The organism is Micromonospora cremea, from assembly GCF_900143515.1.
Classification (GTDB): domain Bacteria; phylum Actinomycetota; class Actinomycetes; order Mycobacteriales; family Micromonosporaceae; genus Micromonospora; species Micromonospora cremea.
Window position 1 is genome coordinate 4,235,628 of the sequence record NZ_FSQT01000002.1, and the last position, 15,198, is coordinate 4,250,825.

The following is a 15,198-nucleotide window of genomic DNA, read 5'->3' on the forward strand; positions in this document are numbered from 1 at the left end:
AGTCAGCGTCCACTTTGTGTAACGTCGCATATCCGCAGGTCAGGGCCCTTCTGCAGGGCTGTTGGCCCTAGGGGCCCGGTGCGGGCCGAAAGAGGGCCCCGGGCCGACCGAGCCACGCCAGCGAATGACAGTAAGTGTCGGATATCTTACGACTCGTGACATGGCTGCGGTCGGCCCGTCACTATCGCGCGAGCAGTGCGCGCAGCGCCCGGACCACCTCTGCGGGCGCCTCCTCGGCCATGAAGTGACCGCAGGTGACCGTCTGGTGCGACAGGTCCGGCGCCCAGGCCCGCCACAGCCCGGCCGCGTCGTAGCCGAGAGCCGCGCCCCAGTCCTGCTGCAGCACCGTCACCGGCATCCGGAGCTGGTTGCCGGCCGCCCGGTCGGTGGTGTCGTGGGCGACGTCGATCCCCGCGGACGCCCGGTAGTCGGCGACGATGGACGTGACCGCGGCCCGGGACGCGCTCAGGTACGCGGCCCGCACGTCCGCCGGCAGGGCCTCCGGGTCGCGGGTCCAGGCGTCCAGGAAGTGGCCGAAGAAGGCGTCCGGGCTGCCGCCGATCAGCTCCTCGGGCAGGCCGGGTGGCTGCGCCATCAGATACAGGTGGAAGGCGACCGCGGCGCTGGCGCCGTGCAGCACGTCCCACATGTCCAGGGTGGGCAGCACGTCGAGCAGGGCGAGCTGGCTGATCGCCTCCGGATGGTCGAGACCGGCGCGGAACGCGACCAGGGCGCCCCGGTCGTGCCCGGCCAGCGCGAAGCGCTCGTGGCCGAGCGCCCGGGCCAGCGCCACGACGTCGGCTGCCATGGTGCGTTTGGCGTACCCGCTGCCGTCGACGTCGACGGGCTTGTCGCTGTCGCCGTAGCCGCGCAGGTCCGGGCAGATGACCGTGTGGTCGGCGGCCAGGTCGGCCGCGACGTGCCGCCACATGAGGTGGGTCTGCGGAAAACCGTGCAGCAGCACGATCGGCGGCCCGGAGCCGCCCACGGCGACGTTGAGCGTCACGCCCTCGGCGACGGTGACCCGCCGGTAGTCGAATCCGTTGATCGTCGGGTCCACGGGGAACCTCTCTGGTGAGCAGGGGCCGGCGGGGGCGGTGGCCCGTCGCCGTCGTACCTGGTCGAGCCTGCTCCCTGGTGATCAGCAGGCGGTCAGCGTCGGATCAGTGCCGGCGGGCCGGGTTCGGCCGGGTGGACCCGCCTAGATTGGTGCCATGACCAGGCGGCGGCACCCGTGGCGGTGACCTTCGGCGTGCTCGGGCCGGTGACCGCCACGACCGAGGGTGGTCCGGTCCCGCTCAAGGGTCTCCGTCAGCGCACGGTGCTGGCCCGGCTGCTGATCGCCCGGGGTCGGGTCGTCCCGGTGGACCGGCTCGTCGACGACCTGTGGGAGGCGCCACCGGAGGGCGCGGTGGGCGCGATCCGAACCTTCGTCGCCGACCTGCGCCGGGCCCTGGAGCCCGACCGGCCGCCCCGGCAACCGCCGCGGCTGCTGGTCACCGAACCACCGGGGTACGTGCTGCGGGCCGCCCCGGACGCGGTGGACGCCGGACGGTTCGAGGCGGCGGTCGGCGAGGCGGGCCGGCTGCTGGCGGCGGGACTGCCCGCACCGGCCCTGGCCGCGCTGGACGCGGCGCTCGGGCTCTGGCGCGGGCCCGCGTACGCGGACTCCGCGGGTGAGGCCTGGGCCGTCGCGGAGATCAACCGGCTGGAAGAGCTGCGGATGCTCGCCATCGAACGGCGGGCGGAGGCGCTGTTGGCGCTCGGCCGGCCGGACGAGGCCGCCGTCGACCTGCCGGCCCATCTCGCCGCCCACCCGCTGCGCGAGGACGCCTGGCGGCTGCTCGCGGTGGCCCGGTACCGCTCCGGTCGACAGGGCGACGCGCTGGCCGCGCTGCGCCAGGCCCGGGACGTCCTGGTGACCGAGCTGGGTGTGGACCCCGGGCCCGAGCTGCGGCGGCTGGAAACCGACATCCTGGCCCAGGCGCCGCACCTCACCCCGCCCGCCGCTGCCCCGTCCGCCCTGGACCTGGCCGGACCCGTTCGATCCGGCGGGCCGGGACCGGTGCGGGAGCGTCCCTTCGTCGGCCGCGACGCGGAGCTGGACCGGCTGCGGCGGGCCGCTGAGGTCGCCGCCCGGCGCGGCCAGCCGACCCTCGCCCTGCTCAGCGGGGACCCGGGCGCCGGCAAGACGGCACTGGCCGAGACGCTGACCCGGCGGCTCGCCGCCGAGGGCTGGGCCACGGCGTGGGGCCGCAGCCCGGAGTCCGAGGGCGCCCCGGCAGCCTGGCCGTGGACGCAGATCACGGATGCGCTCGTCGGACCGACCGACTCCAGCGGCGGCACCGGCATCGACGGCGCGGTCGATGGCACCGGAGCCGCGAGCGATCCCGCCGTGGCCCGGTTCCGCCGGCACCGAGCGGTGGCGTCGCTGGTCTCGGCGGTCGCCGACCGGCGACCGGTGCTGCTGGTCCTCGACGACCTGCACCGCGCCGACGGGGACACCCTGGACCTGCTCACCGTGCTGCTCACCGGCCCACAGCCGGCCACCGGACCGGTGCTGATCCTCGGCACGTACCGGGCCACCGAGATCAGCCCGGAGCTGACCGCCGCGCTGGCCCGGGCCGCCCGGCTGGAGCCGGTGCGGGAGTACCTCGCCGGCCTGTCCGCGTCGGCGACCGGTGAACTGGCCCGGGTCGTCGCCGGCACGGAGCTGGACCCGCCCACCGTACGGTTGATCCATTCCCGCAGCGGCGGCAACCCGTTCTTCGTGCGGGAGCTGGCCCAGCTGTACGTGGCCGAGGGCGGCGGGGCGCTGGCGGCGGTGCCGCCCGGGGTGCGCGACGTGATCCGGCATCGGCTGGCGCAGCTGCCCGCGCCGACCCGCACGGTGCTGCGGCAGGCGGCCGTGCTCGGCCGGGATCTCGACCCGGAGGTGCTCGGCGCGCTGGCCGGGGACACCACGACCCTGCTGGACGCCGTGGACCGTGCGTTGCAGGCCGGCTTCCTCAGCGAGCAGGAGCCCGACGGGCGGCTGAGGTTCACTCACATCCTCGTCCGCGACACGCTCTACGCCGACCTGTCCGCGCCGCGTCGCGCCGCCCTGCACGCGGCCGTGGCGGAGGCGTTGCAGCGGCGCCAGCCCACCGATCCCGCCGCGCTGGCGCACCACCTGCTGCACGCCGGTGGACCGGCAGCCGCCCGGCGCGCCGCCGGCTACGCCCGTACCGCCGCGGAACAGGCCGAGCGGGCCGGCAACCCACACGAGGCGGCCCGGCTGTGGGCGCAGGTGGTCGACGCGTACGACCGCGCCGGCGAAAGCGAGCGGCGCGAGCGGCTGGGCGCGGTGCTCGGCCTGGGGCGCGCGCTGGCCGTGACCGGCCGGTTGGCCGAGGCGCGACGGCGCCGGGCCGAGGCGATCGCCGACGCCGAGTCGATCGGTGACCCCCGCCTGGTCGCGGAGGTGCTGGCCGGCTTCGACGTGCCCGCCATCTGGACCCGCAACGACGACGATCGGCTCTCCGGGCGGATCGTCGAGGCCGCCGAGCACGCCCTGACCGCCCTCGGCTCGACCGGCTCGGCGCAGCGCAGCCGGCTGCTGAGCACCCTCGCGCTGGAGCTGCGCGGCACCACCACCGACCGTGGCCGCCGGGCAGCGCAGGAGGCCGAGGGGATCGCCCGGACGGCCGCGGACCCCGGGCTGCTGGCCTTCGCGCTCAACGCCCGCTTCATGCACGCCTTCCACCGCGTCGGCCTGGCCGGTGAGCGGGCCCGGATCGGCGCCGAGCTGGTCGACCTGGCCGCCCGGCACCAGCTGGTGACCTTCGAGGTGCTGGGCCACCTCGTCCTGGTGCAGGCCAGCTGCGCGCTGGCCGACCGCGCCGGCGCCGACGCGCACGCCCGCGCCGCCGACCGCCTCGCGGAGCGCTACGAGCTGCCGCTGGTCGGTGTCTTCACCCGGTGGTACGCCGCGCTGCGGCTGGCGCTGCAGGGCGAGCAGGCCGCGGCGGCGCACGCGTACCGGGCGGCTGCCGACCGGCTGCCCACCGACGGAATGCCGGGCCTGACCCGGGGGCTGCTCCCGCTCGCCCTGCTCGGGCTGCGCCTGGCCGGTCCCGTCGACGCCGACCGGTCGGTACCCGGGCCGGACGGGATCGTCGACCAGCCCGTCCCCGGGCTCGACGGCGAGGACTGGGTGGGCATGGACTGGGGCCCCCACGAGCCGTGGGTCCGACCGTTGCTGCTCGTCGCCGCCGGCGACCGGGACGCTGCCGGAGCGGCCCTGCGTGCCCTCCCGGAGGGACCGCACGATCTGCTGCGGGAGGCACGGCTCTGCGTCACCGCTCGCGCGGCGCTCGCCCTCGGCGACCGCGCCACGATGGAGCGTGTCGCCGCCGGACTCCGGCCGGCCGCCGATGAACTGGCCGCCGGCAGTGGGGTGCTCACCGTCGGCCCGGTGGCCGGGCACCTCGCCGACCTGGCCGCCGCGCTGGGCCGCGACGACGAGGCGGCCGCGCACCGCCGTACCGCCCGCGCGACAACCGCCCGGGCCCGCGCCGCCGCCTCCCCGACCTGACCGTCGGCGGCGGTGTCACCCGCCGCCCCCGGCGACTTGCCGGTTCCCCCGGAACCGACGGGCAGGGTGCGGTCAGATGGGAACCAGCGGTGCGGTTCCCGTCCGCCGGGATCAAGGGGGTACGCGTGGAGGTGCTCGTCCTGATCGTGGTGCTGGGCGTCACCGTCCTCGTCGGCACCACGCTCGGCGGCCGGTACAGGGTCGCGCCACCGATCCTGCTCATCGCGTTCGGGGTGCTGCTCGGGCTGGCGCCGCCGTTGTCCGAGCTGACCCTGGAGCCGGACCTGGTACTGCTGATCTTCCTGCCGGCGATCCTCTACCGGGAGAGTCTCACCATCAGCCTGCGCGAGATCCGGGCCAACTTCCCGGTGATCGGGCTGCTCGCCGTGGTGTTGGTGGTGCTCACCATGGTCACGGTGTCGCTGACCGCGCAGGCGTTCGGGGTGAATCCCGCCGCGGCCTGGGTGCTCGGGGCGGTCCTCGCGCCGACCGACGCCGCCGCGGTCACCGGGCTGGCCAAGCGGCTGCCCCGGAAGCTTCTGACCACCCTGCACGCGGAGAGCCTGATCAACGACGGCACCGCACTGGTGCTCTTCGCGGTGACCGTGGGCCTGCTCACCGGGGGAGCGGAACCCGGCGCGCTCGGGATCGGCGAGGAGTTCGTCGGGGCCAGCGCCGGGGGAGTGATCGCCGGCCTGCTGGTCGGCGGCGCCGTGGTGCTGGTCCGCAAACGGCTCGACGATCCCCTGCGCGAGGGCGCGCTGAGCGTACTGACGCCGTTCGGCGCGTTCCTGCTCGCCGACGCGGTGCACGCGAGCGGCGTGCTGGCGGTCGTGGTCGCCGGCCTGGTGCTGGCCTACGCCGGCCCCCGGGTGATCCGCGCCCGGTCCCGGGTGCTGGCGTACGCGTTCTGGGACCTGTCCACGTTCCTGATCAACGGCGGGCTGTTCGTCCTGCTGGGCACACAGATCCCCCGGGCGGTGAGGGGCATCACCAGCGCCTCGCCGCAGCGCGCGCTGGCGATCGTGCTGGTGGTCACCGTGGTCGTCCTCGTCACCCGGCTGCTCTTCGTCTACCTGACGGCGGAATCGGTGAAGCTGCTGAGCCGCCGAAGGATGAACGCGAGTCGGGCGCAGGGCGGCTGGCGGGTGGGCACCGTCGCCGGCTGGTCGGGTTTCCGGGGTGCCGTCTCGCTCGCCGCCGCCCTGGCGGTCCCGACGATGACGGTGTCCGGTCAACCGGTGGCCGAACGCGACCTGATCATCTTCGTCACCTCGCTGGTGATCGTGCTGATCATGCTCCTTCAGGGCACCACCCTGCCGCTGGTGGTGCGCTGGGCGCGGCTGTCCGGCGACCCCGAGCGGGCCGACGAGTTGCGGCAGGCACGCCTGCGGGCCACCGAGGTGGGCCTGGCCGCGCTGCCCCAGGTCGCCGAGGAGATCGGCGCCGACGAGGAGTCGGTCCGCCGGCTGCAGGCCGAGTACCAGCGGCACCTGGAGGACGCCAACGAGGGCTCTGGGCGTACCGCCGAGGAACTCCGCCGGGAACGCCAACTGCGCCTCAGGGTTCTCGAGCACAAACGGCGGGAGGTCACCCGGTTACGCAACAGTCGGGAGATTGACGACCTCGTGCTGCTCGACCTTCAGTCCGCGCTGGACAACGAGGAGATCCGGCTGCTGGGCCGCGAGGCCACAGAGTGATCGCGGCCGCCCGCGGTGCCGGCCGCCCGTCGGGGACGAGCCGGACCGGCGGCGCAGTCGTCGTGCGGTGGGCGGCGGACCGACGGATTGGCGACACCTCCCGGGCCGCGTGCGGGGCGGGTGGCCGCTCCGTCGCCGGGTACGGTGGAATCGGTTCGGCGTCGGTCGATGCGTTCGGTCCGCGAGGGGGTGCCCATGACCACCGGGGCGACGGAGGCCGACCTGCGGATGGTCACCGAACGGGAGTTCCTCGACGAGCTGACGTCGGTCACCCGTGAGCGCGGCGCGACCGAATTCCTGTACCTGATGGCACAGGGCGACGGCGTCATCGGGGTGCAGTGGGAGCAGCCCGGCCTCGATCATCTGCGCCGCTACCGGGTGCGCGGCCCGGCCTGCCCGCACTGCGTCATCTTCGAAGCGGTGCTGGCGCTGGCGCCCGTGCTGCCACTGGACCTGATGCGGACCGCGCGTACCCGACCCCAGTACGAGACGGTGCTGCGCACCGGCCGGCTGCCCCACCTGGCGTTCGCCCGGCCGGTCGGCCAGCCCGGGGCGAGCTGGCTCGGCGACTGCCACGCGGTCACCGGCGACCCGCACACCGACGCCGACTGCCCGCGGCACGCCGTGCCCGCACCGAGCGGCGACCCGCTGGACCTGCGCGTCGGGTCGCTACCCCGGGCGATCCGGGAGCTGTACCCCCACGACGCGGCCGCGACGGCGGATCTTCAGCAGCGGCTGCGGATCGCCCGGGACTGGCGGGCCGACGCGCAGGCCGTGGCGAGCGGGGTCCGTGAGGCGGCGGCGACCTGGGCGTTCCTGCGCAACTCCTGCGTGCTGGGTGTGCCGGTGCCCGGCGCCTACGGTCTCGTCCTCACCCTCCCGCCGGCCCGGGCTCCGGACGACCGACCGCTGGCCGAGTTGCACGCTGCGGCGGTGCGCGCGCTGCCCGCCGGCGGCCCGGTGGCCTTCCAGGAGCGGGCCTGCCTGGTGCCGGAGCCGGCCCCGGGGGCGCAGCGGATGCCGTCGTACGTCGGCGCGCTGGACCTGACCGGTGCGGCGCCGGTGCGCACGCTGCGGCTGCCGGCGCCCCGCCGGCCGCTGAGCACCACCGGCCGGGGCGTGCTGCTGCTCTACGAGGCGCGGCACGCGATGGGCCGGCACTTCGCCAGCGCGCCGGAGCGCGACAGCGCCTACTGGGAATCCGAGGCGGCGTTGCACGTCTTCGAGTTCACCCTGTTGGAGCGGGTCGCCGGCCGGCACTACCAGGAGGCGGTGGCCGCCTACCTGCAGGCTCTGCGCCGGGAGGGCGACCTGCTCGCCCGCCCGCACAAGGTGCTCGACCGGCGCCGGCGCAAGGCGTTGTCGCTGGCGTTCGGTGGGCTGGACGACGAGGAGCTGCACCTGTGGGCGTCGGTCGCCTACCGCAACGCCAGCCTGGTGCTGCTCGGCGACCTGAAGGCGTTCGCCGCGCACCTGCGCCGCCAGGCCGCCTGACGCGAAGGAAGGGCACCTTGTTACGCCTCGTGTAGAGGAAGGGCCCCTTCCTGACGGTTCAGAGCACCTGGGCGAGGAACCGGCGCAGCCGGGGATGCTCGGCCCGCTCGAAGATCGCCTCCGGCGGGCCCGCCTCCAGCACCACGCCCCGGTCCATGAAGGCCACGGTGTCGGCGACCTGCCGGGCGAAGCCCATCTCGTGGGTGACCACCACCATGGTCATGCCCCCGGCGGACAGGTCGGCCATCACTCCGAGCACCCCCTTGACCAGCTCCGGGTCGAGCGCCGAGGTGGCCTCGTCGAAGAGCATCACCTCCGGCCGCAGGGCCAGCGCCCGGGCGATCGCCACCCGCTGCTGCTGACCGCCGGAGAGCTGCGCCGGCCGGGCGTCGGCCTTGCCGGCCAGCCCCACCAGCTCCAGCTGGGCCCGCGCGACGGCCTCCGCCTCGTCCTCCCCGAGCTTGCGCAGGCGCCGCAGCGCCAGGGTGACGTTGCGCAGCACGCTCATGTGCGGGAAGAGGTTGAACTGCTGGAAGACCATGCCCACCCGCTGCCGCAGCGCGTCCGGGTCGTCGCGCAGCACGCTGCGCCCATCCAGCAGCACATCGCCGCGGTCCGGTTCGATCAGCCGGTTGATGGTGCGCAGCAGAGTGGACTTGCCCGACCCGGACGGCCCGATCACGCAGGCCGTCGCGCCGCGCGGCACGGCCAGGTCGACGCCGCGCAGCACCCGGCTCGGTCCGAAGGCGAGGTGCACGTCGCGTACGTCGAGGCTGACCGAGGTGGTCGTGCTGGCGGTCATCGCCGGTCCCCTTCCGTCGCGCCGGACAGCGCCGACTCGGTGTCGTCCTCGTCCTCGTCGGCAGGCGCGGTGGCCGGCCGGCCGTGGCGCAGCCGCCAGTCGATCCAGTTGACCGCGTGCGTCAGCGGAACGGTCAGCGCCAGGTAACAGAGCCCGGCCAGCAGCAGCGCGGACTCGTTGCCGGTGGTGGCCGCGTAGTCCTGCCCGATCCGGAACAGCTCCCGCTGACTGGCCACCAGTCCGAGGAAGTAGACCAGGCTGGAGTCCTTGATCAGCGCGATGAGCTGATTCACCCAGGCCGGCAGCACCCGCCGGATGCCCTGCGGAATGATCACCAGCCGCATCGCCTCGCCCCAGGAGAAGCCGAGAGCCCGGGCGCCCTCCAGCTGCGCGGCCTCCACGGACTGGATGCCGGAACGGAAGATCTCCCCGATGTACGCCGCCGCGATCAGCGACAGTGCCAGAATGCCCAGCGGGTAGGGGTCGGGTCCCCAGACCTGCATGCCCAGCGGCGCGAGCCCGACGCCGATCAGCAGGATCGTCGCCGCGGCCGGCAGCCCCCGGAACACATCGGTGTAGACCCGCGCCGGCCAGCGCAGCCACCGGCTGCGGGAGATGCCGGCGACGGCCAGCAGCAGGCCCAGCACCGAGCCGAGCAGGGCGGCGGAGACCGCCAGGATCAGCGTGTTGGGCAACCCGACGGTCAGCATCTCGGGTAGCGCCTCGCGCATCGCGTCCCAGTCGAAGAAGGTCTCCCACAGGGTGCTCAACGGATCCATCGGTCGCCTCTCCTACCGCCCCGCTCGCTCGTCACCGGGTGTCTCAGGACGCAGCCGACGCCGACGCCGACGCCGACGCCGCGGCCGGCACGGTCACGGAGCCGCTGCCCGGGTGGAAGTCCGCCGGTACCGGCCGGCCCGGGTAGTACTGCGCCTGCAACCGGCTCCAGGTGCCGTCCGCGATCACCTCGTCGAGGCCCTTGTTCAGCGCCTCGCGCAGCTTGTCGCCGCCCTTGGCCACGGCGTACGCGGTCGGTGCCGGGCTGAGCTGCTTGGCCGCCACGGTGATCTTGCCGTTGCTGTCGGCGGCCGACTTCTCGCCGATCTCGGCCGGGGCGATCCACGCGTCGGCGGTGCCCGCCTTGAGCTGGTTGATCGCGCCGTTGTAGTCCGGCACCCGGACCGGGTTGAGCTGCTCGCCGGTGGCGTAGTCGTCCTGGACGGTGCCCTGCACCACCACGACCCGCTTGCCGGCGAGCTGGTCGAAGCCGGTGATCGGCGAGCCGGCCGGCACGTCCAGGCCGAAGTAGCCGAAGTCGTAGCCGTTGCCGAAGTCGACCGTCTTCTTCCGCGCCTCGGTGATGGTGATCGAGGAGCTGCCGACGTCGAACTTGCGGTTGTTGACCTGGGAGAGCAGGGCGGAGAAGTCGGTGCCGACGAACTCCACCTTCAGGCCGAGCTTGCTGGCCACCGCGGTCAGCAGGTCGTTGTCGAAGCCGGTGAACCTGCCGTCCTTGAGGTACACGTTCGGCGGCGCGTCGGTCAGCGTGCCGGCGCGCAGCACGCCCGGCTGCGCCAGGCCGTACGGATTGCCGGCGGCGTCGGACGAGGTGTCGTCGCCGCAGGCGGTGAGAGCGGTGGCGGCCAGGATCGTGGCCGCGCCGAGGGCCGCGGCGCGGGTCAGGGCAGGAAGAAATCGCACAGGTGTCTCCGAAGGTTTCGCAGCGGCGGGCACAGACGTGCGCCGCCGACGGTGCGCCCGGTGGGCGTACCGCTGGGATGGGGTTCGAAAAGGGGTGCGCTAGTACGCTGCGTGGCCGCGACAGGCGGCGCTGCACACCCGCATCATGTCCACGTGCCGCCGCCGGGTCAGTGCCGGTGGTGGCCAGCCGGTGCGGGAATCCGCGGCGTCGGCCGATGGGATGGTGCTGCTGAGGATGCGCATGGTTCTCCCGGGTCTGTGCTGACCTGGGTGCCAGGCCACGCTTGCACCGACGTCGTGCCGGTGCCTGGTCTTCACCCGGGGCACCCCACCGCGGAGGAGGGTTGCCGGCCTGCGAGCCGGGGCTTCGCGCTGGCGCTCATGACCTGTGCCGAGGCTAGCAGCTTGGGGCGGCGGATCGTCCAGTCGTTATGACCACGCTCACCGTCCGCGACGAACATCGACCGAGCGGGTCAGCCGGCGTGCACGTGCGGCCGGCGGCTCCGGTCGGGCTCCTGGCGGCGCAGGATCTCCCGGGTGACCGGGGCGACTTCGCCCTGGCCGAACGCCAGGTAGCGCAGGAAGTTGCCGAACGGGTGGCCCTCGGTCCACTCGAAGTAGATGTGCGGGCGCCGCCGGGTCTGGTCGCGGATCTCCAGCAGCACAGCGGCCAGCGCGTTGGGCACCGAGGAACTGGCCAGGCTGAGTACCAGGTACTGGTCGTGCACCACGCTGCCGCGCACCAGCAGCTCGGTTTCGAAGTCCGACGGGTCAGTGACCGTCACCTCGACGAAGATCACGACGCTGTCGGCCGGGAAGTCGTTGTCCGCGACGGTCTGGGCGAGCTTGTCGCGGTACTCCGCCGGGTCTCGGCTGGCCGGCTCGTGCGCGATCAGGCGGACCCGGCGCCCGGCGCACTCGTCGATCAACCGTGCTGCCTCGGGGTCCAGCTCGACCCGACGGACCCGCAGTTCGAAGGCGCGGTTCAGCCGGGACAGCAGCGATACCACGATCATCCCGCCGATGAAGCAGGCCGCGATCTTCACGCCGTCGGGGCGCTCCACCACGTTCGCCGCGGTGGTGTAGACGAAGAACACCGCGATGGCCGCGAACGCGACCGTGCGGCCGCGCTGGCGCCGCCGCCGTGCCGCGAGGGTCACCGCCGTCGCCGCCGAGGTGATCAACACCAACACCCCGGTGGCGTACGCGCCGCCCTGCGCGTCCACGCTCGCCCGGAAGACGACCGTGATTAGAAACGCCACCGAGGTGAAGACCAGCACCAGCGGCCGAACGGCCCGGGCCCAGGTCGGTGCCATGCCGTAGCGGGGCAGGTAGCGGGGTACGAGGTTGAGCAGGCCCGCCATCGCCGAGGCGCCCGCGAACCAGAGGATCCCGATGGTGGACAGGTCGTAGACCGTGCCGAACACCTCGCCCAGGTATTCGTGCGCCAGGTAGGCCAGCGCCCGGCCGTTCGCCGGCCCGCCCGGCTGGAACGCCTCCGGCGGGATCAGGACGGTGGTGGTCACGCTGCTGGTGACCAGGAAAACGCTCATGATCACGGCGGCGGTGGTGAGCAGCAGGCGGGCGCCGCGGATGCGGCCCAGCGGCCGGTCCTCCGAATCCTGCCGATCCCCTCGGATGTGTGGCATCACCGCCACCCCGGTCTCGAAGCCGGACAGGCCCAGCGCCAGCTTCGGGAAGACCAGCAACGACAGCCCGACCACCATCCACGGGTCGCCGTGCCCGGTGGTCAGTGCGGTGGTCCAGTCCCCGACCGCGCTCGGGTGCGTCACCACCCGCCACAGCGCGGCGGCGATCACGACCGCGTTCAGCGCCAGATAGACCGCGACCAGGACGACGGCGATCCCGATGGCCTCGGTGAATCCCTTGAGGAACACCGCGCCCAGCAGCGTCACCAGCAGCAGCGTGAGCAGCACCTGGTGCCCCTTGAGCCCGCTGGGCAGGAACGGGTTCTCGTCGATGTGCGCGGTCGCGTCGGCTGCGGAGAGGGTGATGGTGATGATGAAGTCGGTGGCCGCGAAACCGAGCAGCACGAGCACGAACAGCTTGCCGGGCCAGAAGCTCAGCAGGCGTACCAACATGGCGATGGAGCCCTCACCGTGTGGGCTCTCCACCGCCACCCGCCGGTAGACCGGCAGCGCGCCGAGCAGCGTCACCAGCACCAGCACCAGGGTCGCCACCGGCGAGAGCGCGCCGGCGGCCAGCGCGGCGATGCCCGGCTGGTAACCGAGCGTCGAGAAGTAGTCGACGCCGGTCAGGCACATCACCTTCCACCACGGATGGTGCCGGTGCTCCGGTGGGCGGGCGTGCGGGCCGTGGTGCTGCACCGCCTGCTCCGAACCGCCGTCGAACAGCCAGGCCCGCAGCCGCCCGGTCCGGCGGCCGGCGCGCCTGTCGACCTCCATCGGCGCTTCCCCCGTCGTCCGCCCACGGTCACCGTGAGTATCCGCCAGCGGGGCGGTGCCCGTCCGCCGGTGCGCGGAACCCAGCCAACGCGGCTGGCCGCCGGGCAGCGCGTCGGAGGGTTTCGGGCCGTGGGCACCGGGGAAGCAGCGCCTCCCGGCGTCCCGCCCGAACGGTCCGGGTGGTGCGGGCAGCCGCCGGACGGTGCGGGAGGGAGCGGCTCATGGTTGGCGGCCGTCGGTTCCGCCCGGGCGGTGGCTTCGGCCGGCGGCTTGACGAGCACGAGGTCCGCGTCGGCGAGCCGCCGCAGAACGAGCCGACGACACCGCCCACCGGCGGGCTGGTCGACAGCGCCGTCTACGTCCACGGGCATCGGTTCGCGTCGCCCGACGGCCTCGCCGAGACGTACCGCTGTCTCCAGGAGCAGGACGGTGCGATGGCCTGGATCGGGTTGTACCGGCCCGACATCGACCAGATCACCTCGCTGGCCCGTGAGTTCCGGCTGCACGACCTGGCGGTGGAGGACGCGATCAACGCCCACCAGCGGCCCAAGCTGGAACGGTACGGGCACACGCTCTTCGTGGTGCTGCGCGCCGCCCGCTACGACGACCAGCGGGAAGAGGTCGCGTTCTCCGAGCTGCACCTGTTCATCGGGCCCGGATTCGTGATCACCGTTCGACACGGTGAGGCGCCGGACCTGGCCGCGGTGCGGCGGCGGATGGAGACCGACGCGCAGATGCTCGCCCAGGGCCCGGAGGCGGTCCTGTACGCGATCCTCGACCAGGTGGTCGACGGCTACGCGCCGGTGGTGGCCGGGTTGGAGAACGACATCGACGAGATCGAGACGGAGGTCTTCGGCGGCGACCCGAACGCCAGCCGGCGCATCTACGGGCTCAGCCGCGAGGTCATCCAGTTCCAGCGGGCCGCCCGCCCCCTGCTCGCCGTGCTCGACGCGCTGGCGGACGGCGCCGGCAGCTACGGCACCGACGAGGAGCTGCGCCGCTACCTGCGGGACGTCACCGACCACCTCACCCAGGTGGTGGAGCGGGTGGACGGCTTCCGGCACCTGCTGCAGAACATCCTCACGGTCAACGCCACCCTCGTCTCGCAGCAGCAGAACGAGGAGATGCGCAGCCTCACCGCGGCCAGCTACACGCAGAACGAGGAGCTGAAGAAGGTCTCCTCCTGGGCGGCGATCCTGTTCGCTCCCACGCTGATCGGCACGGTGTACGGGATGAACTTCGTGCACATGCCGGAGCTGAACTGGCGCTACGGCTACCTGTTCGCGCTGCTGCTGATGGCCCTGGTCTGCGGCAGCCTCTACCTGATCTTCAAGCGGCGCGGCTGGCTGTGACCGGACCGTCGAGGGTCACTCGATGCCGCGCAGGATGTGCCGTTCGTCCTCGCTGTCGTCGTCGCCGGCGCTGATCCGGCCGAGCAGCACGGCAGCGGCCCAGATGGTCAGGGGCGTGGCCGCTCCGGTCATGCCGCCGCCGGTCCGGTCGTCCCGGGTCTGGCTCCGCTCCGTACGTGGTGGCCTGCGCTGAGCCTGCATGGGCACTGCCTCTCCTCGTCGACGCCGCCTCCGCGGCGCGGCGTGCACCCGCGCCGCCGGCCGGGCCACCCGCGTGTGGGCAGGTCGCCGCCGGTACAGCAGCCATCTCGCACCATCGCACGCCCGGGCTCGTTCGCACCCCTGGTTTTCAGTTTCCCGACTCTCGCCGTCCCGGGGACGCTCACCAGCGGTGCAGCTGCGCCCGCGCCGCGGCCCGATTCGGCTACCTCAGACGCGGCCCGGCGAAGCCCCGCTCGCGGCGCGGCGAACCACTATCAGCCCAGGAGATCTCTCTTAACGAGTGCGGCCAGTTCCTCGAGAGGGGTGTCCCCGTCGCAGTCAAAGAGATGCACTTCGCCTTTCGGCCCCTTGATGTGAAAAGGCGGCAAGTCAGGGCAGCGGGTGGGCGATGCCGCGGGCGTGGTCGGTGAGCGCCGCGCCGACCACGGTCGCGGCCACCGGCAGCACCTCCAGGCAGCGGCGCACCGCAGCGGCCATCAGCGCGTTAGGCACGCGCATGGACAGCGTGCAGTGCGGGACCCAGCGTCCCGGCTGGTAGTGCTCGACCAGGGTGATGCCGGCGGCGGCGAGGCGGTCGTGCACCAGCCGGTGGTGCGCCAGCAGCTCCGGGGTGACCGTCGGGCCGAGCCACAGCACCCGGCCGACGAACTGACCGGCGTGCTGGAAGTCGAGCCGCAGCGGTGCGGCCACGACCGTGCCGCGCAGCGCCGCCGCGACCTGCTCGGGATCGAAGCGGGGCGCCACCGCGAGCGAGACGTGCGGGCGGTGGCGCTGCTCCAGCAGCGAACGCATGCTCTGCACGCCCTCGGCCTCCAGCGCGTCCCAGAGCACCCGGATCCGCCGGGTGGCGTCTGGATCCAGATACAGCTCCAACGCGGCGACCACGTGATCACCGTAACGGCAGAGGTTTGCCGGCCGGTCTCGG

Annotated in this window: 11 protein-coding genes and 1 riboswitch; of the genes, 4 read left to right on the forward strand and 7 right to left on the reverse strand. The window is 73.5% G+C overall.

Annotation, left to right across the window (positions count from 1 at the left end):
- Positions 1 to 181: 181 nt before the first annotated feature.
- Entirely contained in the window at positions 182 to 1,060 is an 879-nt protein-coding gene (locus tag BUS84_RS33375; RefSeq protein ID WP_074318345.1) for an alpha/beta fold hydrolase, read from the reverse strand.
- A 174-nt stretch (positions 1,061 to 1,234) separates the two neighbouring features.
- On the opposite strand from BUS84_RS33375, the gene BUS84_RS33380 reads away from it, so the two are divergent.
- The 3 genes from BUS84_RS33380 to BUS84_RS33390 all read left to right on the forward strand — a co-directional run bounded on the left by BUS84_RS33380 (position 1,235) and on the right by BUS84_RS33390 (position 7,770).
- Positions 1,235 to 4,576, forward strand: coding sequence for an ATP-binding protein (locus BUS84_RS33380; RefSeq protein ID WP_208869790.1), 3,342 nt, complete (start codon positions 1,235 to 1,237; stop codon positions 4,574 to 4,576).
- 89 nt (positions 4,577 to 4,665) lie between these two features.
- The gene (locus tag BUS84_RS33385) at positions 4,666 to 6,276 is read left to right on the forward strand and encodes a Na+/H+ antiporter (RefSeq protein WP_244298805.1); all 1,611 of its coding nucleotides are present in this window, start codon (positions 4,666 to 4,668) and stop codon (positions 6,274 to 6,276) included.
- 195 nt (positions 6,277 to 6,471) lie between these two features.
- On the forward strand, positions 6,472 to 7,770 hold the full coding sequence (locus BUS84_RS33390) for a hypothetical protein (RefSeq protein ID WP_074318346.1): 1,299 nt from the start codon (positions 6,472 to 6,474) through the stop codon (positions 7,768 to 7,770).
- Between the two features lie 58 nt (positions 7,771 to 7,828).
- Here the strand turns inward: BUS84_RS33390 and BUS84_RS33395 are convergent, their stop codons facing one another.
- From BUS84_RS33395 to BUS84_RS33410, 4 genes are all read right to left on the reverse strand, one after another.
- Positions 7,829 to 8,572 (reverse strand): amino acid ABC transporter ATP-binding protein, encoded by a 744-nt coding sequence (locus BUS84_RS33395; protein WP_074318347.1) that lies wholly within the window; start codon positions 8,570 to 8,572, stop codon positions 7,829 to 7,831.
- A complete protein-coding gene (locus BUS84_RS33400) occupies positions 8,569 to 9,351 on the reverse strand; it encodes an amino acid ABC transporter permease (RefSeq protein ID WP_074318348.1) in 783 nt (260 codons plus the stop codon). Before BUS84_RS33400 ends, BUS84_RS33395 begins: the two co-directional genes overlap by 4 nt.
- Positions 9,352 to 9,394: 43 nt before the next feature.
- Positions 9,395 to 10,273, reverse strand: a complete 879-nt coding sequence (locus tag BUS84_RS33405) for an ABC transporter substrate-binding protein (RefSeq protein ID WP_074318349.1) — start codon at positions 10,271 to 10,273, stop codon at positions 9,395 to 9,397.
- 275 nt (positions 10,274 to 10,548) lie between these two features.
- Positions 10,549 to 10,660: riboswitch (SAM riboswitch) on the reverse strand.
- Positions 10,661 to 10,746: 86 nt separating this feature from the next.
- The gene (locus BUS84_RS33410) at positions 10,747 to 12,699 is read right to left on the reverse strand and encodes an amino acid transporter (RefSeq protein ID WP_074318350.1); all 1,953 of its coding nucleotides are present in this window, start codon (positions 12,697 to 12,699) and stop codon (positions 10,747 to 10,749) included.
- A gap of 221 nt (positions 12,700 to 12,920) precedes the next feature.
- Here BUS84_RS33410 and corA point away from each other — a divergent pair, with 221 nt between their 5' ends.
- Entirely contained in the window at positions 12,921 to 14,051 is a 1,131-nt protein-coding gene (corA, locus tag BUS84_RS33415) for a magnesium/cobalt transporter CorA (RefSeq protein ID WP_074318351.1), read from the forward strand.
- A gap of 15 nt (positions 14,052 to 14,066) precedes the next feature.
- Here the strand turns inward: corA and BUS84_RS33420 are convergent, their stop codons facing one another.
- Both BUS84_RS33420 and BUS84_RS33425 read right to left on the reverse strand, forming a co-directional pair.
- Entirely contained in the window at positions 14,067 to 14,258 is a 192-nt protein-coding gene (locus BUS84_RS33420; RefSeq protein ID WP_143728595.1) for a hypothetical protein, read from the reverse strand.
- A 384-nt stretch (positions 14,259 to 14,642) separates the two neighbouring features.
- Complete coding sequence (locus tag BUS84_RS33425) at positions 14,643 to 15,158, reverse strand: 2'-5' RNA ligase family protein (RefSeq protein WP_074318353.1); 516 nt, start codon at positions 15,156 to 15,158, stop codon at positions 14,643 to 14,645.
- Positions 15,159 to 15,198: the final 40 nt, after the last annotated feature.

Coding starts and splice junctions, on each gene's coding strand:
- BUS84_RS33410 (WP_074318350.1), bottom strand. CDS start 12,699: ATGGAGGTCGACAGGCGCGCCGGCCGCCGGACCGGGCGGCTGCGGGCC.
- BUS84_RS33400 (WP_074318348.1), bottom strand. CDS start 9,351: ATGGATCCGTTGAGCACCCTGTGGGAGACCTTCTTCGACTGGGACGCG.
- BUS84_RS33395 (WP_074318347.1), bottom strand. CDS start 8,572: ATGACCGCCAGCACGACCACCTCGGTCAGCCTCGACGTACGCGACGTG.
- corA (WP_074318351.1), top strand. CDS start 12,921: ATGGTTGGCGGCCGTCGGTTCCGCCCGGGCGGTGGCTTCGGCCGGCGG.
- BUS84_RS33390 (WP_074318346.1), top strand. CDS start 6,472: ATGACCACCGGGGCGACGGAGGCCGACCTGCGGATGGTCACCGAACGG.